The 21,834-nt window shown below is 40.2% G+C and carries 25 protein-coding genes; 9 read left to right on the top strand and 16 right to left on the bottom strand.

The window, feature by feature from the left end; all coding sequences use genetic code 11:
* Positions 1-40: 40 nt before the first annotated feature.
* The 13 genes from H5201_RS10400 to H5201_RS10340 form a co-directional block, all read right to left on the bottom strand.
* On the bottom strand, positions 41-1,873 hold the full coding sequence (locus H5201_RS10400) for a hypothetical protein (protein ID WP_182784526.1): 1,833 nt from the start codon (positions 1,871-1,873) through the stop codon (positions 41-43).
* The gene (locus H5201_RS10395; RefSeq protein ID WP_182784524.1) at positions 1,873-2,397 is read right to left on the bottom strand and encodes a PilW family protein; all 525 of its coding nucleotides are present in this window, start codon (positions 2,395-2,397) and stop codon (positions 1,873-1,875) included. Before H5201_RS10395 ends, H5201_RS10400 begins: the two co-directional genes overlap by 1 nt.
* Positions 2,397-2,810 carry a prepilin-type N-terminal cleavage/methylation domain-containing protein gene (locus tag H5201_RS10390; protein WP_145236995.1) on the bottom strand — a complete coding sequence of 138 codons (414 nt, stop codon included), beginning with the start codon at positions 2,808-2,810 and terminating at the stop codon, positions 2,397-2,399. The genes H5201_RS10395 and H5201_RS10390 overlap by 1 nt, the downstream gene beginning before the upstream one ends.
* On the bottom strand, positions 2,810-3,259 hold the full coding sequence (locus H5201_RS10385) for a GspH/FimT family pseudopilin (protein WP_145236992.1): 450 nt from the start codon (positions 3,257-3,259) through the stop codon (positions 2,810-2,812). Before H5201_RS10385 ends, H5201_RS10390 begins: the two co-directional genes overlap by 1 nt.
* A 2-nt stretch (positions 3,260-3,261) precedes the next feature.
* A complete protein-coding gene (locus H5201_RS10380; RefSeq protein ID WP_310736937.1) occupies positions 3,262-3,699 on the bottom strand; it encodes a type IV pilin protein in 438 nt (145 codons plus the stop codon).
* A gap of 277 nt (positions 3,700-3,976) precedes the next feature.
* Entirely contained in the window at positions 3,977-4,429 is a 453-nt protein-coding gene (gene rplI / locus H5201_RS10375) for a 50S ribosomal protein L9 (protein WP_145236982.1), read from the bottom strand.
* A 36-nt stretch (positions 4,430-4,465) separates the two neighbouring features.
* A complete protein-coding gene (gene rpsR, locus H5201_RS10370; RefSeq protein ID WP_002962753.1) occupies positions 4,466-4,693 on the bottom strand; it encodes a 30S ribosomal protein S18 in 228 nt (75 codons plus the stop codon).
* 12 nt (positions 4,694-4,705) lie between these two features.
* Positions 4,706-5,023 (bottom strand): primosomal replication protein N, encoded by a 318-nt coding sequence (priB, locus tag H5201_RS10365; RefSeq protein ID WP_182718064.1) that lies wholly within the window; start codon positions 5,021-5,023, stop codon positions 4,706-4,708.
* A 54-nt stretch (positions 5,024-5,077) separates the two neighbouring features.
* Positions 5,078-5,419, bottom strand: a complete 342-nt coding sequence (gene rpsF / locus H5201_RS10360; protein WP_145236974.1) for a 30S ribosomal protein S6 — start codon at positions 5,417-5,419, stop codon at positions 5,078-5,080.
* 253 nt (positions 5,420-5,672) lie between these two features.
* A complete protein-coding gene (rlmB, locus tag H5201_RS10355) occupies positions 5,673-6,419 on the bottom strand; it encodes a 23S rRNA (guanosine(2251)-2'-O)-methyltransferase RlmB (RefSeq protein WP_145236971.1) in 747 nt (248 codons plus the stop codon).
* Positions 6,416-8,911 carry a ribonuclease R gene (rnr, locus tag H5201_RS10350; protein ID WP_182784522.1) on the bottom strand — a complete coding sequence of 832 codons (2,496 nt, stop codon included), beginning with the start codon at positions 8,909-8,911 and terminating at the stop codon, positions 6,416-6,418. The genes rlmB and rnr overlap by 4 nt, the downstream gene beginning before the upstream one ends.
* Before the next feature lie 120 nt (positions 8,912-9,031).
* The gene (locus tag H5201_RS10345) at positions 9,032-9,646 is read right to left on the bottom strand and encodes a DNA-binding response regulator (protein ID WP_182718062.1); all 615 of its coding nucleotides are present in this window, start codon (positions 9,644-9,646) and stop codon (positions 9,032-9,034) included.
* Entirely contained in the window at positions 9,646-10,746 is a 1,101-nt protein-coding gene (locus tag H5201_RS10340; protein WP_182739697.1) for a sensor histidine kinase, read from the bottom strand. The genes H5201_RS10345 and H5201_RS10340 overlap by 1 nt, the downstream gene beginning before the upstream one ends.
* 310 nt (positions 10,747-11,056) lie before the next feature.
* On the opposite strand from H5201_RS10340, the gene H5201_RS10335 reads away from it, so the two are divergent.
* From H5201_RS10335 to queG, 4 genes are all read left to right on the top strand, one after another.
* Positions 11,057-11,923, top strand: coding sequence for a DMT family transporter (locus tag H5201_RS10335; protein WP_149980630.1), 867 nt, complete (start codon positions 11,057-11,059; stop codon positions 11,921-11,923).
* Positions 11,920-12,618, top strand: coding sequence for a glycerophosphodiester phosphodiesterase family protein (locus H5201_RS10330; protein WP_145236954.1), 699 nt, complete (start codon positions 11,920-11,922; stop codon positions 12,616-12,618). Before H5201_RS10335 ends, H5201_RS10330 begins: the two co-directional genes overlap by 4 nt.
* A 95-nt stretch (positions 12,619-12,713) precedes the next feature.
* The gene (locus tag H5201_RS10325; RefSeq protein ID WP_149980629.1) at positions 12,714-13,931 is read left to right on the top strand and encodes a methyl-accepting chemotaxis protein; all 1,218 of its coding nucleotides are present in this window, start codon (positions 12,714-12,716) and stop codon (positions 13,929-13,931) included.
* 70 nt (positions 13,932-14,001) lie between these two features.
* On the top strand, positions 14,002-15,135 hold the full coding sequence (queG, locus tag H5201_RS10320) for a tRNA epoxyqueuosine(34) reductase QueG (RefSeq protein ID WP_182718059.1): 1,134 nt from the start codon (positions 14,002-14,004) through the stop codon (positions 15,133-15,135).
* A 25-nt stretch (positions 15,136-15,160) separates the two neighbouring features.
* Here the strand turns inward: queG and H5201_RS10315 are convergent, their stop codons facing one another.
* The 3 genes from H5201_RS10315 to H5201_RS10305 form a co-directional block, all read right to left on the bottom strand.
* Positions 15,161-16,291, bottom strand: coding sequence for a PleD family two-component system response regulator (locus H5201_RS10315; RefSeq protein ID WP_145236944.1), 1,131 nt, complete (start codon positions 16,289-16,291; stop codon positions 15,161-15,163).
* Positions 16,292-16,356: 65 nt separating this feature from the next.
* On the bottom strand, positions 16,357-18,351 hold the full coding sequence (locus H5201_RS10310; RefSeq protein WP_182784520.1) for an ATP-binding protein: 1,995 nt from the start codon (positions 18,349-18,351) through the stop codon (positions 16,357-16,359).
* 75 nt (positions 18,352-18,426) lie between these two features.
* A complete protein-coding gene (locus H5201_RS10305; RefSeq protein ID WP_149980625.1) occupies positions 18,427-18,915 on the bottom strand; it encodes a GNAT family N-acetyltransferase in 489 nt (162 codons plus the stop codon).
* 124 nt (positions 18,916-19,039) lie between these two features.
* Here H5201_RS10305 and H5201_RS10300 point away from each other — a divergent pair, with 124 nt between their 5' ends.
* The 5 genes from H5201_RS10300 to H5201_RS10280 all read left to right on the top strand — a co-directional run bounded on the left by H5201_RS10300 (position 19,040) and on the right by H5201_RS10280 (position 21,752).
* The gene (locus tag H5201_RS10300) at positions 19,040-19,612 is read left to right on the top strand and encodes a glutathione peroxidase (RefSeq protein WP_145236935.1); all 573 of its coding nucleotides are present in this window, start codon (positions 19,040-19,042) and stop codon (positions 19,610-19,612) included.
* Between the two features lie 85 nt (positions 19,613-19,697).
* Positions 19,698-19,979, top strand: a complete 282-nt coding sequence (locus H5201_RS10295; RefSeq protein ID WP_145236931.1) for a peptidylprolyl isomerase — start codon at positions 19,698-19,700, stop codon at positions 19,977-19,979.
* 68 nt (positions 19,980-20,047) lie between these two features.
* Positions 20,048-20,626, top strand: a complete 579-nt coding sequence (locus H5201_RS10290; protein ID WP_182718058.1) for a glutathione S-transferase family protein — start codon at positions 20,048-20,050, stop codon at positions 20,624-20,626.
* A gap of 17 nt (positions 20,627-20,643) precedes the next feature.
* Positions 20,644-20,994: a DUF2750 domain-containing protein gene (locus H5201_RS10285; RefSeq protein WP_145236925.1), complete on the top strand. Its 351-nt coding sequence runs from the start codon at positions 20,644-20,646 to the stop codon at positions 20,992-20,994.
* A gap of 77 nt (positions 20,995-21,071) precedes the next feature.
* Positions 21,072-21,752: a hypothetical protein gene (locus H5201_RS10280; RefSeq protein WP_182761899.1), complete on the top strand. Its 681-nt coding sequence runs from the start codon at positions 21,072-21,074 to the stop codon at positions 21,750-21,752.
* The last annotated feature ends 82 nt before the right edge of the window (positions 21,753-21,834 follow it).

The following is a 21,834-nucleotide window of genomic DNA, read 5'->3' as shown; positions in this document are numbered from 1 at the left end:
AAACGGCTAACTTATCAGCTAGCCGTTTTATCAAGTGGTTTTATAACGTTGCTTCTGGGGGATCTTCTTCGGGCCCTTCAGTGGTTTTTTCCGGTACTTTATATGACCAGCCAAGGAAAACTAATTTGCCGTCAAACGCGCTGCCCCCACCACTACTTATATTTGCTAGATTTGAATCATGGTGAATACCACCTTTGCCAGACGCTGAAACCGTTTTGCCCCGAATTGAGCCACTGAAACCACCATTAGCGACGACTTTAACATCAGTCTTTGGCGCATAGATGGCTGCATACAAATTAGCATCAGCATCAATATCAATACCATTGGCTTGTTCATTGCTGGAATAAATACTGAATACCGGTTTACCAGTTTTGGTTAACCCATGCTTCATTGTGATCGACCCTGGAGACGCTTTCAATTTTACTTTACCGTTGACATAAAGGCTTAAGCTGCTGCCTTGTGCTATATGGATCTCTGAAGCGCCTTCCATCATGAAGTGACCATTTACTATCAAGGTTACATCACCACCCGCGACTTTTAAAATGCCATTATTTAATGAGAAGTTACCTGCTTTTAATACTTTTACATCAACAACGTTCTCAATTGTGTTTAACGTATAATTAAGTGTCGCAGGACGTGCGCCTAACCACTTTTCCCATACATAATCACCTTGATTTTCAATCTTAGACTGAGCTATCTCAGGCGTTAACTCGTAGATAACACGTGTTTCTGGCTTATCAGAGACTAGTGTTGAACTACCGTGTTTCACAATAATATTTTCGCCGCTAGGATCAACCAGACCATCAACAACCGTTGTTATATTTATTGAATCGCACTGTGTTTGCCCTGCTGTAAAATTATCAGGATCTTGAAAAGGTACCAACTCAACATTTGGTGATACATTATAACGTGGATCTGAATAAGGAATACCACCTTGTTCAAGGTGTGGTGCTAAATCTTTTGCGTTTAATTTGCCGCCATATAAAACGTCTAAGCCGTCATTATTTCTATTTTCTAGCACAGTACTCGCACTGTTATTAGGGAAGTTAAGATCTTTATTTGCTCGAACTACGCCTAATATTTTTCCTTGCCTCCAGGTAACCCCTCCCGCCGATAAAACATCTCCGCCTACAGCTGTATCAAGTGGAAAACCATCGGGTAAAACAGGATCAGTCGATACTGTAAAGTTCGAATCGATTGTAATATGGTTATTTGCACGCAATGTGCCTGTGATTGGAGATGAGCCGGAAAAAGTAATACTGCCAGTCGCATGAACACTTCCCCAAATAGTTGAAGCACCTGATAATGTAACATCCTTATCTTTATAAACCGTGCCTATGACAGCGCCAGCCTCAGCCTTGTCAGGATCGTAATCCCCTTTACTTGAGTCATAGCTATCAATTCGACCACTGGCACTGAGTGACACCCCTTCACAGCCCACAATTGCGTTCTTAAAAACAGAGCCTCCTTTACCTGGCGTAAATCCAAACCGTGCGACTAAATTACTTTGTGCATCACCACCATAACGCTCACCCAAGCTGATGATTTCCAGCTCTCCAGCAGCATTTTTACTAATACTGGCATTATAAGTTGCATCTTCGCCAATTAAGCCGCGGCCTGATGCTGTGCCTGTCGCTGCGATCAAGCCATCGATATCTAAGGTTTTATCATCTGAAAAAGCTTGCTGTAATAACTTAGCTTCTTCGAAAACACCTTTTTCAGCGAGTAAACGGCTATTTATTTTCTTTTGAAAATTGCCACTCATACGCTCTTGAATAATATTTTCACGCAATGAATTAAGTACCACAATACTCGCCATACTGGTGAGGATAAGTACTGTTACAAGCGTAAAACCACTTTGTTTTTTAGCCATTACACACCACCAAAAGCATTGTTTAAAATAACATTAGAGACCGCAATATCAATGGCAATAGTGTCTCCAAATTGCGCAGGTAAATTCTCTGGGCCAACATGAATAGTGACAATGTTATTATCAATTGCAAAACTCAACTGGGCGACTCCCGTCAATAACCGCTCTGCTGGAGCTGCTCCTAATGTACACATTAAATTATTGCCTACTAGGCTATAAACTTCATTTATATCAGCTGTTGATACACTGCCATTACAGGTGATAACCCCAGCTGGCTGAGTAACAGTAATTGCCGAGCCATCTGCTGCAACCAAAGGTGCGCTTGGTGTTTGTTTAATGCTACGCGTAAAAACCTTACTTGTGTAACGTATTACTTCTTGCGCATTTTCAAGCTCTTTACTAACTGAAATAGTGCCTTTAATAGCTGAGTATGAAAGGCTAACTCCAGCTAGTAGGAATGAACCAGCGGCTAGAGCCACCATCAGTTCTACAAGGGTATAACCTCGCGGACGATAAATTGCCATCATCAAATACACCCAACTGGTAGCTCAGGGTAACTAGCATTTAAGGTAATTTGATTTTCTAATTGAGCAGGGTCTTGTTGCTTGATCCGCTCATCAGCCCATGAAACTGTGATTTGCATATCATGCGCATACGCCGCAGGTAAGCTCAGCTGATAATCATCGATTTGCGGGTCTAAAGAGGCACGAAAGTTAGCATCCGTGAATAAAGCCGGATTCGTCGTTTGTAACTCACACAAGCGAGGCCAAATACGCTCTAACGTATTTTGCCCTTGCACCAGCGATACAGTGTAATTAAAACTGTTGGTAGCATATTGTAGCGATTTGAGCTGAGCTGCTGCCAACCCAAGTAAAGCAATACCGGCGATAACAACCGACAGCATCACTTCTAATAATGAAAAGCCACTTTGTTTAATCATTATGCACATGCTACTGATTTTTCAGCTAACCAATTTTGGCCACTTTTTAAAATGCACAAGTAATAATCTACTGTTTTATCATTGTCATCTTTAATTAAAATTTCGCTCGCCGCAGATATTTCGCCACTTGACCACACGGTACGATCAACTAAACCAACCGTTACACCATGATGTTGGATGACGAATTCTTTTAATACTGTATCAACACCATCAACAGCTGCTGTTACCTGCCATTTATCGCCACTTACCACTAGTTTAATCTCACGATCACGTTTTACCGCCTCACTGCGCGCATATTTATACACACTATTGAGCTGATTTGCGGTGGTAATAACCCGATCTTGCATGATTTGCTGGCTAAAAGAAGGAAACGCTAATACCGCCATAATCGCAACGATCCCAACCACAATCATCAACTCCACTAATGTAAAACCGGCTGTTCTAGTCATTGTTACTCCCAGCAACTATTAGCATCAGCTGATTGTGTGCCATCATGCTTAATCACTAATGCACCACAGCGATCTCCTGATTGGGCAGAACCGATTTTTGGGGTTGCAGTTAATGTAAATGCACGACTTTTAAAATTAGCATCCGCTGCAGCACCACTAACACGGTTTAGCGCTTTATAAGTAAAAGTATAAAAATCTGTATTTGTTGCCGTATCAAAAGCGTTTGGATAACCACCATTACGTGAATAAATACGCTCTAATACTGCACCATGTTGCAACATAACTTGTTGAATATCGGCACGGCGACTACGCTCCATATGCTCAATATATGAAGGCATAGCTACACTGTATAAAATACCTAGAATAGCTACGACTATTAATAACTCGATTAATGTGAAACCAGAAAAAAGCTTCGTACTTCTCATCATCTGCTCTTTCAATTTTTACATCCTTAACACTATGCTCAGTGCACAAACAATATACATTGACAGCGCTGTCACTGTCAACAATCTGTAATCTAATTACAATGTCGCTACATTTTAATAGGTATAAATAATTAGTTTTTACTTTAGATCAAACAATACCAGATAAAAAACCTAAAAAAGGGACTTTAATCAATATTTATGTTGAAAATGATATGCTAACTAGTGATATGGATGATAATAATAAACAAAAAAGCCGTGCTTTTCAGCACGGCTTTTTTCGCTTAATTAAAAATTAAGCTTCAGCGATTACGATTACTTTGATAGTAGCCGTTACTTCTGAATGAACTGCGATTGATACGTCAAATTCGCCAGTCTCACGGATAGTACCTAGAGGTAAACGAACTTCTGACTTAGCAACTTCAACACCAACAGCTGAGATAGCGTCAGCGATGTCGCGAGTACCGATAGAACCGAATAACTTACCTTCGTCACCGGCTTTAGATACTAATGTAACTTCAGCTAATGCTTCAAGCTTATCAGCGCGTGCTTGTGCAGCAACAAGCTGGTCAGCGATTTTCGCTTCAAGCTCAGCACGACGTGCGTCAAAAGTTTCAACGTTAGCTTTAGTTGCAGGAACTGCCTTACCTTGTGGGAAAAGGAAGTTACGTGCGAAGCCAGATTTAACTACAACCTGGTCACCTAGGCCACCTAGGTTAGCGATCTTATCTAGTAGAATAACTTGCATGTTTCTACACCTTTTAAAAACGTGTTAATCCGCTGCTTACTTATGTAAGTCAGTGTATGGAAGAAGGGCTAAGTAGCGAGCACGCTTGATAGCAGTTGCTAGCTGGCGCTGGTATTTAGCGCTAGTACCTGTAATACGGCTAGGTACGATTTTGCCACTTTCTGTAACATAGTTTCTAAGAGTAGCTAGATCTTTATAATCGATTTGTTGTACGCCTTCCGCTTTAAAGCGGCAGAACTTACGACGTCTGAAATAACGTGCCATGAGATAAATTCCTCAAATAATTCTTTCTATATGCTGAGCATGCAAAACCAATTGGCTAAGGCCGTTACGACCTTCGTGACGATTTAAAAAACCGCTCACTTGCAATGCCTGCCCAACGTGCAAATGTTGAGTCTGTTGTTGCATTTGCTTACCGCTGGCAACCACTTGAAGCCTGACATAACTATTACGGTTAAGGTCTGCTTCAACTTGCATTGATTTATGTTCTACAACAAAAATACAATGCGGGATACCAGCAGGGCTTTGGCTAATCTTAGGTGTTTTACAAACAACCCCAGAAATAACCAGCTGATTCATAAAAGGACTGACCATATGGTTTACCTTAAAATTCTCGCTGATCAAGCGCCATGCTTGGACTCAAAACAATTAAGCAGCTGGTGCTTCTTTCTTCTCTTCTCTTACAAGAGGAGATGCTTCAGTTACAGCGTCTTTAGTACGCATAACTAAGTTACGAAGCACTGCATCGTTGTAGCGGAAAGTAGTTTCTAGCTCGCTGATTACTTCAGTAGGTGCTTCAACGTTCATAAGAACATAATGAGCTTTATGAAGCTTGTTGATTGGGTATGCCAATTGACGGCGGCCCCAGTCTTCAAGACGGTGGATAACACCACCAGCTTCAGTGATAGAACCAGTATAACGTTCGATCATACCAGAAACTTGCTCACTCTGATCTGGGTGAACCATGAATACGATTTCGTAATGACGCATGGATATTCCTTACGGTTAATAGAGCCTTCTACCGTTTCAGCCGGTCGGTTTAAGGCAAGGAATTAATATTAAATAGGCCGAAATGAGCGCGCATTTTACGCTTAGTCGGAAAATTAAGCAAGTAGGTTTTTTAGCTTTAAGTGGTAAGTTGAAAATCAGCTATCAGCTCAAAAAGAAAAACCATGCTTGTTAAATCAAGCATGGTTTCAAATTTTATCTCTAAACTGACGGCTACAAGCTTAAAGCTTTTCTTTTATGGCTGTGTCGTATTTCTCTGACGCAGTACTTCAAATAAACAAATACCTGTTGCTACAGATACGTTTAAGCTAGAAACAGTGCCCGCCATTGGGATTTTAACTAACACATCACAATGTTCACGCGTTAAGCGGCGCATACCTTCACCTTCAGCGCCCATAACAATCGCCATAGGGCCAGTTAGATTGGCATCAAATACATGAACATCGGTTTCGCCAGCAGTACCAACAACCCAAACACCGGCATCTTTAATTTCACGTAAAGTACGGGCAAGATTGGTGACTTGGATCAGCGGTACTGTCTCTGCTGCACCACAGGCAACTTTACGTGCTGTGCCATTTAGTTTTGCTGATTTATCTTTTGGCACAATAATGGCATGAACACCGGCAGCGTCTGCACTACGTAAGCAAGCACCTAAATTATGCGGATCTGTTATGCCATCGAGAACCAGTAAAAATGGCGTTTCTTCACGCGCAATGATTGCATCCAAATCTTTTTCATTGAAAGTCGGCGCCGCTATAACGTTTGCAATAATACCTTGATGCTGCTCACCCTTTGATTTGTTATCAAGAGCTTTGCGCTGCATAAACTGCACTGATATACCAAATTTACGCGCTTCTTCAATAATTGGAGATAAGCGTTTATCATCACGTCCTTTTAGGGCATAAATCTCAATAAAACGCTCAGGCTCACTTGCGAAAATTGCTTCAACAGAGTGAAAGCCAAAAATCAATTCATTACTCACGTATCACTTGCTCCTGAACTCTTACTTTTACGGGCATTTTTGCCGGGTCTTTTCGGCTTTTTCACGGCCTTTCTCTTTGGTTTTTTTGCAGTAGTTGTAGTGCCAGCATCCGCTGATTTTCCTGCAGGCTTCTTTTTGCCTCTACTGGCACTGTTTTTTTTTGGCTTTGGTTTTCCCTGATCAGAACGACCGCTAAGTTCACCTGACTCTTTCGCGTCAGCTTTTTTACCTGGTATTTTGCCACGTTTTAGCTGCGAACGAACACTTGCCGGCTGATGCCCTTTTGCATCACCACGACGACGGGCGTATCTATCTTGTGCAACATCGCCACTGAGCGTTAAATTGATGCGACGCTCATCTAAGCTTACCGATGCAACCTGAACCGTGACTTTATCGCCTAAACGATGAACTTTACGAGAATGCTCACCAATCAAGCAATGTTTAGCGCCATCATATTGAAAATACTCATCGCCTAAATTAGTGACATGGATAAGGCCATCAATTTGTAAATCAGCTAAGCGAATAAACAAACCAAAGTTAGTAACCGATGAGATCACTCCTTCAAATTCGTCGCCCACATGATCTTGCATGTATTCACATTTCAGCCAATCAGCTACTTCACGGGTTGCGTCATCTGCACGACGCTCCGTATTTGAACACTGCTCGCCCAATTGCGCGACTTCTTCGTCACTATAAACATACGCACCCGACGTAACCATACCTTGGGCTTTCAAAATGCCTTTAATCGCACGATGTACGACTAAATCTGGGTAACGACGAATTGGCGAGGTGAAATGTGCATATTCACCTAATGACAAACCAAAGTGACCGATGTTTTCAGCTTGATATACTGCCTGCTTCATCGAACGCAGTAGCATAGTTTGGATAAGTTCAGCATCAGGGCGGTCGCCAAGCTTGGCTAACACATGGGTAATTTCTTTTGGTGTTGGCTCATCACTGAGTGTTGATTCAATACCCAACTCTGATAAAAACTGTCTAAAGTTAGCCAGTTTTTCTCCATCTGGTTCAGCATGAACACGATAAAGCGCGCTGGCTTCGTGTTTTTCAAGCATTTTAGCCGCAGACACATTGGCTAAAATCATACATTCTTCAATCAGCTTGTGGGCGTCATTACGCAGCACCGGCACTATTGATTCAATCTTACGCTGAGCGTTAAATACAAAGCGTGTTTCAAGGGTTTCAAACTCAATCGCTCCGCGCTCTTGGCGGGCAGCTTTTAATGCCATATACATTTGCTGTAAATCAGTTAAATGTGGCACGACCGGTGCGTATTCAGTACGTAACTTCTCATCACCTTGTAAAATAGCGTTTACTTTGGTGTAGGTTAAGCGCGCATGCGAATTCATCACCGCTTCGTAAAAACGATAGCCTGATAGTTTACCTTCAGCCGATACCAGCATTTCTGCGACCATACATAAACGGTCAACTTTTGGATTTAATGAACACAAGCCATTGGACAATACTTTTGGCAGCATAGGAATAACTTGCTCAGGGAAATACACTGAGTTACCACGTTCGATTGCCTCGGCGTTAAGTGGGGTATTCATTGCGACATAATGGGATACATCAGCAATCGCCACCCATAACCGCCAACCACCCGATTCAACAGGCTCACAATACACAGCATCATCAAAATCGCGAGCATCTTCACCATCAATCGTAACCAATGGTAAATCACGTAAATCAACTCGATTTTGCTTGTCAACTTCTTCGACAAACTCACCTAAGTGTTCAACCTGCTTTTCAACCGCTTCTGGCCATACATGCGGGATATCGTGATTACGCAGTGCCACTTCAATTTCCATACCTGGGGCTAAATGCTCACCCAGTACATCAATGATTTTCCCTACCGCATTCATATTACGGTTAGGGTTTTGGGTAATTTGCACTTGCACCATTTGGTTGTGACGTGCGCCGTTTTCACTGCCCGGCAAAATAATAATATCTTGGGTGATACGTGGATCTTCCGCCACCACCACTGCTATGCCATGCTCAACAAAATAGCGACCAACAATCGGTGCTCGCTCGCCAGCCAGCACTTTAATAATACGCGCATCGCACTTGCCGCCGGAGCCTCGTTTGGTGCCTTTAGCCAGTACTATGTCGCCATGCAGCACCGAACTCATTTGATGCTTGGCAATAAACCAGTCTTTACTTTCGCCTTCGACTTCTAAAAAGCCAAACCCGTCACGGTGACCGATTACTTTGCCTTTAACAAGCCCAGCTTCATCAATTAAGGCGTAGCATTTAAATTTATTAAAGAACAGTTGACCATCACGCTCCATGGCACGTAAACGACGCTTAAAAGCAATTTGACGCTCATCATCGTTTACCGCTAACTCCTCACATAATTGATGAAAATTAGCAGGCTTGGCACGGTCTTTTATATGAGTAAGTATAAACTCACGACTTGGGACAGGGTTTTCGTACTTTTCTTGTTCTCGACTGAGATTAGGATCTTGGTTTGACATTCACTATCTTGTTAATTGGTTATGATGTTATTTTAACCCATAACCGATCAATGAGACAGGCAAAAGCTATGAAACTTTTAAGAAAGCGCTTTTACTTGCTTTAAACAGCTTATTACGGCGTTATAACCAACCTTTTTGTTTGGCTATACGCGCTGCATCTACTCGGTTTATGGCATTTAATTTAGCAATAGCGTCTGATAAGTAATTACGTACCGTGCCCTCGCTTAAGTATAACCTTGCGGCAATATCGGCTGTTTTCAACCCTTCACTTGCGAGTTGTAATGCTTTTCGTTCTTTATCTGTCAGCGGATCAGTATCATCTAATGCGTTAATAGCAAGCTCAGGATCAATAACCTTTTGCCCGTGCATTACTTTTTTAAGCGCGCTAATTAATTCATCGCTCGGGGCTTCTTTTAAAATAAAGCCCTTAACGCCAGCACTTAAAGAACGCCTAATGTAACCCGCTCGCGAAAAGGTGGTCATAATAACTATTTTTATAGCAGGGTATTTTGATGCAATTTGCTCACTGAGTTCGATGCCGTTCATGCTAGGCATTTCGATATCGGTTAAAATAATATCAGGAAGAGAGTTACTGTCTAGCATGTTTATGGCTGTTAATGCATCTTGCCCGTTACTTGCTTGACCAATTACCTCAATATTAAAATCTAGACTTAATAATGCTGCGATTGCGTCGCGCACAAGCCCCTGATCTTCTACTAAATACACCTTGATCATTAGAACCCCTTCGCTGTTAAAGGCAGCATTACATTTAAACTAAAGTTATCCTCACAGGTAAATGTAGCCTTACCATCTAGCTGCTCTGCTCGTTCTTTAATGCCATTTAAGCCATTTCCAGGTTTTATTGAGCTACATGGTGCATGATCAATCACATTGATTATTAACTGCTGCTGATTTTGCGCTATGCTAACGATGCATTTCTTGGTGCTGCTATGGCGTAGTAAGTTAGTAACAGCTTCCTTAATAATAAGACTTGCGATACCTTCTACTTTTGCAGGTAACACATTTAACTTGACGTTAAAATCCGCCTCAAAACCTTGTTCGGTTAGCCTTTGTTTCAATTGGGAAATTTGACTCGCAAGATTGAGCTGTTTTAAATCACTGACAGCACTTCTCACATCACTCAATAGCTGCCTTGCAAGCTCTGCAACTTGGGCAATTTCAGTATTTGCTTGTGTGTAACGCTCACCTTGATTTAATTTATTAGCAAGCTCTGCTTTTAAAGCAATTGATGAAAGAGAGTGACCTAAAATATCATGTAAATCGCGAGCAATACGCTCGCGTTCAGCAATTGCTGCTAATTGCTCTAATTGCGTGGCGTTTTCTTGCTCGCGGATTTTATATTGCTGCTCTCTTTTTGCAGCTATACCGTAGCTAAATAAGGCCGCACATAAAATTAAAGATATAGCGAGAAAGTATTCTACTTTTGCAATATCGCCAATATATGCACTTAATAGAACAGTTAAAATGACCACTAACGCTGAAAAAATTCGTTGCAGTTTACTATATGCATAACCGACAATATAGGCAACGAAACCAAATAATGTCGGTGTGCCTGAGGTATAAAAAGTAGCACTAAAACAAACTAACAACATAGCAATAACTAACTTAGTAGTATCGGTATCTTGGCAATTTATTGCTTTTACATAGAGCATAATAAAAGCAATATATAAAGCTAAGGACATAAAAATGTTGTTTGCGGTTAAATTTGCAAAGTTAATCATAATTGGCAACAAATAAAAGCCAGTAAAAATTAAATGTCCATACTTCCAAAACCCTTTATCGATTTGCTCAGCAACCGTGTCAAGTGAACTCATACTAATACCCCAAGTGTATCGTTTTATTTATAATTATGTTTTTACTAAATAACACAAAAACACATAACAGCATAAAGTAACCGGCGTAAGTAATACTAAAACTATATATTTCAAAAAAATCGCTGATATATAAACTGATTAAAATTAAAGCATTCATAATTACCTCCAGTTGAATGTGATAACTATGCCAGCCGCTAAAAAAAATAAGAGTGTAAAATGTCATCAACTTTGCTGACATTTGTCATGTTTTAAAAATTTCACCTTATTATGAGCAGTGATAAGATAGTAAAAAATAGCAGAGCGAATTTACATGCAACCCCAACAACAAAGTTTAATTTATTTACATATTGCGGTATTACTTTTTGGTGGCACAGCACTATTTGCCAAATTAATAAATCTCAACGCATTAGATATCACAGTGTACCGCGCAGCCATCGCGGGTCTGGCTATTATGATATTGCTGTTATGGCAAAAAAAAGCAATTAAACTCAGCGGTGCTAAAGATTACTTAATTGCTTTGTTGTTAGGGGCTGCTGTAGGTATACATTGGGTCACCTACTTTGCTGGTATGCAAATGGCTGGGATTGCGGTTGGCATGATTGCATTTTTTACTTACCCTGTGATCACCGTATTTATTGAACCATTCTTTAATGGTAGTAAGCCCAAAGTAAACGATTTGCTCAGCGCAAGTGTAGTAATAACAGGGATCTATTTACTGACACCAAATGCAGATATGGGTAATGATGTCACCTTAGGCGTGGTAACCGGTGTTATTTCAGCATTTTTTTTCGCGTTTAGAAATATTGTTCATAAGCGATACTTTAGCCACTACGGTGGGCCACAAACTATGTTTTATCAAACATTAGTGGCTAGCTTGTTATTATGTGCTTTTATTGAAGTACCAGTGATTAATATATCGAACCAAGATCTAGGGTTATTGCTCGTCGCTGGCGTAATTTTTACTGCAACTCCGCACTCTTTATTTGCGGCAAGTTTACAGTATTTATCAGCATCAACAGCGGGACTTATTTCTTGTTTACAGCCTTTATATGGCACATTTTTAGCTTTTTTGCTGTTGCATGAACAACCTTCACTACAGACCCTGCTTGGCGGTGCTTTAGTGATTAGTGCAGCATTTTACGAAACATGGTCAGTTACTCGGAAACACACATTATGATAAAAGTTTTTGCTCATCGGGGCGCCAGTGGCACTTATCCAGAAAATACCCAGAGTGCGATAACCGCAGCAGTCGAAATTGAAGTCGATGGTATTGAAGTCGATGTACAAAGCTGTTTGGATGATTACATGATCATCCATGATACTTGGCTAGATCGCACCACCAGCGGCCGCGGCAAAATAAATAAACTTACCCGAGAGCAAATTCAATGTTTTGATGCCGGCAATGGCGAATTTGTCCCAACCCTACAGCAAACTATTGATTGGACAGCCAATAAAGTGCTCTTAAACCTTGAGTTAAAACACACTTTCTCGTTGGATAAATTTGTTGAGCTGATTGAGTTAAATATCGTTAATAACAAACTATCTCAGGATATGCTGTTAGTCTCTTCATTTGATCATCATCAATTAATGTGGCTTAAACAGAAACTACCTTGGCTAAAAATTGGCGCGTTAACGGGCTCCATTCCTATCAACTATGCCGAATTTGCCCAGCGCTTACAGGCGTTTAGTATTCATGTTGATAAAAACTTTATTAACCATGAGTTTGTCGCGGATGCCAAACAACGCGGCTTACAAGTTTATGCGTACACGGTTGATAAACAAGAAGATATTGAGTTAATGCTGAGTTTTGGTGTCGACGGAATTTTTACTAATTATCCATGCAACACGAAAATGATTTTAAACTCACTGTAGTTATCAAAAATAGCTGCCGTTCATCCTATATTCTTGAATTAAAGTGAATTTGAACGATACTGAGTAAAACAATACTACAGCCGAGCGGGCAATTGATGAGTGGGTATATGCGTATTTATAATTTTATAGAACAAAGCTTCTTTTTTACTTTAACCCGAAAGATTGTTGGCAACCTTAGCTTTGTATTTATTTTCCAAGCTATTACTTTGATTTGGTTATATAAAAGTCTAACTACGCAAGACGCAGACACTAGCCTATTTTGGTTACTCACGGTGATTATTATTGCCGGCTTTGCCTTTACACTCTTTTACATGCGCTTTCTGATCGTGCGCCCAGTTACGGCAATGCGCGATACATTAATAAAAATTAACCGCCAAGATGCAAACTTAGCAGCTAAACTCCCCCACTTTACCTATGATGAATTTCGTGAGATCAGCCAACAGTACAATACCTTTACTGATCATCTAAGCCAATTGCTCGCTACCACTTACCAAAGTTCGCAGGCCAGCGCACAAAGTAATAATCAAGTGACTGAGTCAATGCAACATACGGCGCAGCTAAGCGAACAACAAATTGATTTTAGCCAAACAATAACCGCAGCCAGTAATCAAATAACTGATAGTCTGCAAAGTATCGTTACCAATACCGATGATGTTCATCAAGTAAACGCAGAGCATTTAAACTTTGTTACACACTCTGCACAAGAACTCACAAAACTAGTCACTCAAGTTAAATCGATTAGTCATGTATTGAGCAGTTTTTCAGAAACGATTTCTGGCTTAAAACAAAACAGCGAGAATATTCGTAGCATCCTGAAAATGGTTGAAGAGTTTTCAGATCAAACTAATTTGTTGGCGCTCAATGCTGCAATAGAAGCCGCTCGTGCGGGTGAAGCAGGTCGTGGTTTTGCGGTTGTAGCAGATGAAGTAAGAACTTTATCGGTTAAAGTAAGTGATGCAACTCGCCAGATCAGCGATTTCATCAACCAAATGGATTCTTTAGTAAATCAAACAAATAAAGAATCTGAGCAACTTGTCAGTTATTCACATAATGCAGAAACAACCATTAGTAATACATCCCATGGATTTACCGATCGGCTTGTTGAATTTGAACACAATCAACAACAATTACAGCAAATTGTAAGCGCTGTGCACTTACTCGAACAGACACAAAATCAAACTCATCAATCAGTTGAACAAATCGTTGCGTTAGGCAGCCAAGCAAAAGCACAAATTGATGTAGCGCTAGGTGATTGTCAATTATCACAACAACTAAGTGAGCAAACTCTGCAGCAGTTAAAGCGTTTTGTCTAAGCGCAAGCGTTTTAACTGTGCTGTAAATATGTTAAATTGCGTCGTTATTTTTTCTTAATGATGTACCCATGTGAGTAGCTCAATATCCGATCACACGCAGTTAGCCCTTGATATAAAACAGTGGGGTAAAGAACTTGGCTTTGCTGAAGTTGGCATCACTGACATTGATCTAAGCAAACACGAAGCACAATTACAGCGCTGGCTTGATTTAGGCTATCACGGCGATATGGAATATATGGCCGCTCATGGTATGAAACGCGCTCGCCCTGCGGAGCTAGTCCCAGGTACTGTGCGGGTTATATCTGTAAAAATGAATTACCTGCCCCCTGATGCAAGCTTTGCTAAAACCCTCAAAAATACCGATAAAGCGTATATTAGTCGTTATGCGTTAGGGCGTGATTATCATAAACTGATGCGTAATCGATTAAAAAAATTAGGTCAAAAAATTGAGCTGCAAATCGCTCAATTAGGTTATCGGCCATTTGTTGATTCAGCACCAGTATTAGAACGTCAACTTGCTGAAAAAGCAGGTTTAGGCTGGCGTGGAAAACACAGCTTGCTAATCAATAAAGAAGCCGGTTCTTGGTTCTTTTTGGGTGAGTTATTTGTTGATATCCCTTTACCAATTGATAAGCCCAATGAGTTTGAGGGATGTGGAAAGTGCGTTGCCTGCATTACTTTATGCCCTACCGGCGCAATTGTAGAGCCTTACGTGGTGGATGCACGCAAGTGTATTTCTTATCTTACTATTGAGCTGCAAGGACCAATCCCTGAGCAATATCGCTCACTATTAGGTAATCGCGTTTACGGCTGTGATGATTGCCAATTAGTTTGCCCATGGAACCGCTACGGGCAAATTACCGATGAAGCCGACTTTCACCCACGAACACAACTAAAAGATAAAGATTTACTTGATTTATTTAGTTGGGATGAAGCCACCTTTTTAAAAAATACCGAAGGCAGTCCGATCCGTCGAATTGGTCATCAGCGCTGGCTACGAAATATTGCTGTAGGTTTAGGTAATGCGCAATTTAGCCAATCGATCGTTGACGCACTCAGTGCCAGCTATGATCAATCAACCGAGTTGGTAAAAGAACATATAGAGTGGGCGCTTAAGCAACAACACTCAAAACAAGATAAGTTGCTAAGAAAAACCGCCCGTTTGATACGTATCGTAGAAAAGGGCTTACCAAGAGATGCGTAGCTTCACACCCCTTGATTATTTACTGTTACTTTTTCAATAAGATAGACAGGTCTTGCTCAATTTCATGAAAAGCTGCTTTCACCCCCTGTACAGACTCTTCACGGGCAACTGATTTTTGAATTGCTTGATCTACCTTCTGATAAATAAACACTTCTTGATCTTCGTCTAGCCCCATTGATGGGATCCGCTCTTCTAACTCTTCTTGTAAACGCTTGAACACCGCTTCATTACTCTGACGGTTTTCATTTAACAGCTCAATTAAGCCATGAAACTTGCTATTAACCATAGTAATTGCATCATTTAGCTTTGTTTGCTGCGACTGTAAAGCTTCACGGGTCATGATTGCGCGTAGCTGTTGCTCCGTGACACTGACAATAAAGCACACATGATCTCGGATCCGGCCATGCTTATCAGGATCGTGATCTGGCATATTTAAAATCAATAAACTAATTAATTCATAATTAACTAAGATACGATGGGAAAATTCATGTAGCCGCCCCTTATTTTTGAGCATATCAAACAATTCAATTACAATCGGCGAACACGTTCCATTTAGGGCAAAGTGGTCAGGAGCATCAATATTAGCTCTAAACTCAACATTACTTTGTAAATCAAACGATCTTAAACAATGAACTAAGGCTTCACCCAGCGCTTTAGTATTGTTAATCATACCAATGCTCTCAATATAATTAACTATTTGCCCCATTTCACTACTGTTAGCCATGGCATTAAATGCAGTGGATGTGGCTTCTTCAACTTGCTGTTCTAACGATTCTTTTTCAATCAGTACTTGGTTAAGAATTTTCAGTTTCGATTTAAGTTCGTCCTGTCCAAATGGCTTAACAATATAATCTTCTGCACCGACTGCATACCCTTCCATCCGCTCTTCGACAGTGCCTCTGGCTGATACGAACATCACGATAATATTTGCAGTTCTGGGATTGGCCTTTAGTTTTCTACATACTTCATAACCATTCATTTGTGGCATACTCACGTCGAGTAAGATTACTTGCGGCGCAAACTCTTCCACTGTGCTGAGGCACTCAGGACCACTGCTAACCATCTTTAATTCAAAATCAAGATCCAACAATATCTCTTCTATAATTTCTAAATTAAAAGGCTCGTCATCAACAGCTAATATTCTCGTTAAAGGCATAATTATCATCCATTTCATAATTCATATTAATAGTTTAGTCATAAAAAAAACTCTTACCAGTCAAGCTAAGTAATTTCTTCTTGAGTAGCAGAAATTTTTATTTCTAATGGCAGAGCTATACGAATCGTCGTGCCTCCTGAGCTGTTGTTATGAGCAGAAATAACACCTTTATGTAATGATACAAATTCACGACACAGAGCTAAGCCAAGCCCCGTTCCGCCAGCACCATTATTGGTTTTACTACTTTGTACAAATTTTGAGAACACATGTTCAAGCTCATCATCGGGGATCCCTATACCACTATCAATCACTTCAATAATTGCCTGCTCTTGCTGCTTAATTAAAACGACTTCAATACAGCTATGCGGATCACTAAACTTCAACGCATTGCCGAGGATATTGCGTAATAATTGATTTACTTGCTCTTCATCACAGTCAATTATAAGAGGCGGTTTTTGTGGTAAGTACTTCACTTCAATATCTTTTTCCATAGCAGTACCTGACACATCATCAATACTGGTTTTAATAATATTATTAAGATTGTGTGGGTGAGGATTAAAAGGGAATTTACCAACATCGAGTTTAGATAAGTCGAGTAAATTATTAAGTAATGAGAGCAGCCGCTCGCCACTACACTCAATACGAGATAAATATTTCTGTAGCTTTTCAACTGAAATATCATCTCTGCCGAGTTTATCTAAACCAAAGCGGGCAAAACTTAATATTGAATGCATTGGAGTGCGTAATTCATGGGACATGTTAGCAAGAAACTCTGATTTACTGTGATTTGCTGCCTCAGCGATATTTTTAGCGTCTTCAAGCTGTGATGTTCGGGCACGTACTTGCTCTTCAAGCATATCTTTTGCTTCGAGTAATAGCTCCTCTTTGAGCTTAAGGTGAGTAACGTTTTTAAAAATAACCGCAAGTGCAATATCACCATGATGATCTATCTCATTGAATGAACCAACTAATGGAATGGCATCTTCGCCTTCCATTGGCAGATACACGTCACAACTAAATTGACGATTTTTATTTAACGTCGCTATTTTTTCTTTGATTTGCTCAACAGACGTTGCATCCAATAAAGTAAATACTGAGCTGCTTTTCAGTGCTTTTGCCGATAACCGAAATAGTTTAGAGCAAGCATCGTTTGCTTCAATCACTTCACCATTGCGCTCAAATAACATAATCGCATCAGGTGTGTGCTTATAAATGACACGTAACAAGCTATCTTTTTCAATAAGTGCATCAACGGTATCTTGTAGGCGTTCAACTAATTCAGTGTTATGACGTTTTAATAACTCCGTTTGCCAAAGTTTATGCACCGATTGCAGTAACATATTTTCATTAATTGGTTTAACTAGTACGTCTTCCACCCCTTGGCGAATAGCTTCAATCATCGACACTTGATTTGGTTTTGAGGTAAATAGTAAACAACGACATTGCGGATATAATACTTTGAGGGCGGCAAATACTTCTAAACCAGATCCATCAGGCAAGCTAAAATCGCTCAATAGCAGATCAATTTCATGTCCTTGTGTTTGGCTAATCGCAGAGCTAATGCTATTAGCTGTAATCGTTTTAATATGAGCACCTAATAGACTATTTGCTATTTTTTCAAGCCGCTGCGGAATATGGTCAACCAACAATACCGTTGGTAATACTAAAACACTATCGGAGCCAAGCTCTAACACACTCTCTAATAAGGTGCTGATCTCTTTATTCGCGAAGAAGGGATAAATCACCAGAGCATTTGGCGCCAGTCGATTAAGCTCACTAAATAAAGATAGTTGTTCGCTGTTTTCAACTTTAGGTGCAAGCAGTAAAAAGCGCTCTTGACTGACCTGTGTTACTAAAAAACTTGCGGTAGCCACTGGAACACCATGTGCAATAGTCACTAAATCATAAGAACTAAACGCAGTACATTCCTGTAGCATTGAAAAGTGGATCAATTCAACTTCACAGCCAATCAATTCAAGCAATACTTTTATCCGCATCGCTAAAATACTATTGCTATCAACGATCAATATTTTCCGCACAGCTTTGACTCCGCTTTTCATCAACTTAACATGATAAAAGCGTAGTCTAAGTTTTCTGCATTAACACCATCTAAAGGATTATTTTTAGTCGTATATCTACCCTAAATGCTTACCTAAGATAGTTAAGCTGTAGTGATTGTCGTCCATAATAGCCACATTAGGTAACTTTCCCCATTGTTGATAACCAAAGCGCTCGAACAATTTAATACTCGGTATATTATGACTAAATATAAATGCTAGTAGCACTTTAATATTTAATGGCTTAGCTTGCTCTTGGGCAAAAGTAAGTAAGCGTTTGCCAAGCCCTTGGCCTTGTGCAAATGCGGTAATATAGATACTGATTTCTACCGTTCCATCATAGGCTGGACGACCATAAAAAGATTTATAACTAAGCCAAGCTATCACCTTCGAGTCTTGCTCATAAACGTAAATAGGCCGCTGCTCGGTATGGCTATTAAACCAACTTTGCTTGTCTGCTATGCTTACTTGTTCAGTGTCGGCTGTAACCATTCTACTTGCTATTGTTTCATTATAAATTGCAACTATGGCGGCTAAATCATTACTATTTGCTAATCGTATTGTCATTTTGTTTTTAGCGGTTGTTGATCACTTCATTGCATAGTAACGTATGAGTTAAAGTCACACTACTGCAAAATAAACGGTAGACTACCATCCAGGGTGATCAGCCACAACAAGTTAAGGAATCGGTATGTTTAAAAAATTATTATTATGCTGCGCAATACTCAGTTGTAGTGTTTATGCACAGCCAGAGCAAACAAGCCAACAGCAGGTTGAGGATACGTCATGTGATGATTTCACTAATGTTACTATGCGCAAACTTCGCTCCAAAGAGAGTATTAATTTATGTCAATTCAAGAATAAACCCTTATTGATCGTCAACACGGCAAGCAACTGCGGTTTTACGCCACAGTTTGAAGGTCTTGAAGCGCTATATCAAAAATACCAAGATCAAGGTTTAGTGATACTGGGATTTCCTTCTGATGATTTTTTCCAAGAAGAAGATGACGAAAAAGCCACAGCTAAAGTCTGTTTTGTAAATTACGGTGTGACCTTCCCGATGTTTGCCACCAGCGAAGTCAGAGGTAGTGATGCCAATGCTATATTCAAGCATTTAAATGCCCAAACGAGTTCGCCAAATTGGAACTTTTATAAATACCTTGTATCTGCAGATCGCAAACAGGTTGAACGTTTTAATAGCAAAACCAAGCCAGATTCAGACAAGTTAGTTAAAGCAATAGAACAAGCAATTTCAGATATTTAATTTTATACTGGTACAAGTAGTTATTATTGAACTAGAATAACGTAAGATTTGATTGAAAAAACACCACCTTGAAACGGGAGATTTTATGACAGTGGCAAGTGCAAGACACATATTAGTAGACAGCGAAGCGCAGTGCTTAGATTTAAAAACCAAGATTGAACAAGGCGAAGATTTTGCTGAGTTAGCTAAGGCACATTCAAACTGCCCTTCAGGTCAGGATGGCGGTGCATTAGGTGAGTTTGGTCCTGGTATGATGGTTCCTGAATTTGATAAAGTGGTTTTTTCAGCACCGATTAATCAAGTACAAGGTCCTGTGCAAACTCAGTTTGGCTACCACTTACTTGAAGTGACTAGTCGTACAGAATAACGTTGGTTTTATTACTAACCTAAAAGAAAGCCGCCTCTGCGGCTTTCTTTTTATCCTAAGGAAAGCACATGCAACTATTAGGCTCAACAACTTCGCCATTTGTACGCCGCATTCGTATTTGGGCACTGTTAAATCAATGCAGTCTTGAGTTTATCAACTTAGATATTTTTTCAGACACTGATCGTCAGCTAATGATACAAAATAATCCAGCCCGAAAAATTCCAGTACTAATCACTAAGCAGCAAACCTTGGCTGATTCAAATAACATCATCCGCTTTTTGCTCGAACAACACAGTCAAACTCGTCTGAATTGGCAACAAGAGCACCTACTAACAATCATTAATGCATGCAATGATTCGCTGGTTGAGCTATTACTTTGTCAGCGTTCAGGATTCGATACGCAAGATGATAAATTATTTTTTAATCTACAAAATGAACGCATTGCTGAAACATTAAGCTATTTAAATAACCATTTTGCAGATGCAGGATTTAAAAGCTGTGAATACCTGTGCATCAGTTTATACTGCTTACTTGATTGGATTTGCTTCCGCGAGTTAACGGATCTAACGGCACATACCGAGTTAATGAAGTTCTATTATTCATTTGCTCAGCAACAGGCAGTGCAGCAAACCGATCCACGTAATTAACATTTAAGGGTAAACACATGAGTGATATCGAAATTGAATCAGAACTAGTTAGTTTTGTTGAAAAAGTACGTCAAAGTGAACAAATCTGGGCGCTAGGTGCTGAAGATGGCGGTTTTGTGGTTTGTGACTCTAACCAATTTGAAAACACCGATGTACTACTATTGTGGGAAAGTGAAGCAACAGCAAAAGCCCAGTGTAAAGAAGAATGGGCCGATTACAGCCCACTGCAAATCACCTTGGATGAATTTTTAGATGACTGGGTTGAAGATCTAAAAGAAGATGACGCACTGGTTGGCCTAAACTGGAATGACGACCAAGTATGTGTTGAAATCGAGCCGGTTGGATTAGCACGCGCACTAAGCGAATAAGCATTATTTAACATTGCTTTACTGCGCTGGTTTATTTGCTATAAACTAGCGCAAATCTTTACTTTCAGGGTATTACGTTGAAGTCCCATCTTGGTCGCCGCCCTTTTTCCGCTATGGAATTACATACGCTTTACCATGGCTATATATATGGTGATCAACGCTTACCTCGCGAACAGCCGAAACACTGGCATTTTTGGCTCCCTTTAATCGCTTATTACAGTGGAGCTTACAGTGATGAAATTGGCCATTTACAACTGTGCGATATTGTTGAACATCAACAGATCCTTTGTTTTCATTTCCATACCCACGGTAAAATAAAAGCCCGTATTGTGCCTATCCATCAAGCACTTTTTGATGCTGGCTTAAACGAGTATATCGCAGCAGTTAAACAACAAGGACACAGTCGCCTATTGTTTGACTTACCATCTAAATCAGGTCGCTATAGCGAGAAAGTTCGCATTTGGTTCTCTGGTGAAGGAGAGCGTGCCGGCTACTTACAAAAGTGTGATATTCCCAATATCGATCAACTTGGTATGAAAACCGCTGTCAGCAGTCTCAGGCTCAATTTTGAGCAGCAAATCCGCATTTATGCAATTCAAGCAGGCAATAAAGATGCTTTTAATTATCTGCTTGGCTTTAATGAATATGAATTGACTGAATTTAGCGATGTAACCACCCTTAATCAGATCTGCCAACAAATACGCGTGATCAACCAGCACATTGATTGGCACCGCTTTAATCAGCGCCACACCATTTGACAAACTTTGTTACCAACTAGCTCATTACTCACTGCTTAAAAACTGTTAGGATAACTGTGCACAAAACTCTAACAAGAAAATA

Origin of the sequence: Pseudoalteromonas sp. SG43-6 (genome assembly GCF_014164365.1) — a bacterium.
Lineage (GTDB): Bacteria > Pseudomonadota > Gammaproteobacteria > Enterobacterales > Alteromonadaceae > Pseudoalteromonas > Pseudoalteromonas rhizosphaerae.
Note: the sequence above shows the minus strand (reverse complement) of the source record. Positions and strands in the feature narration are given on the sequence as shown.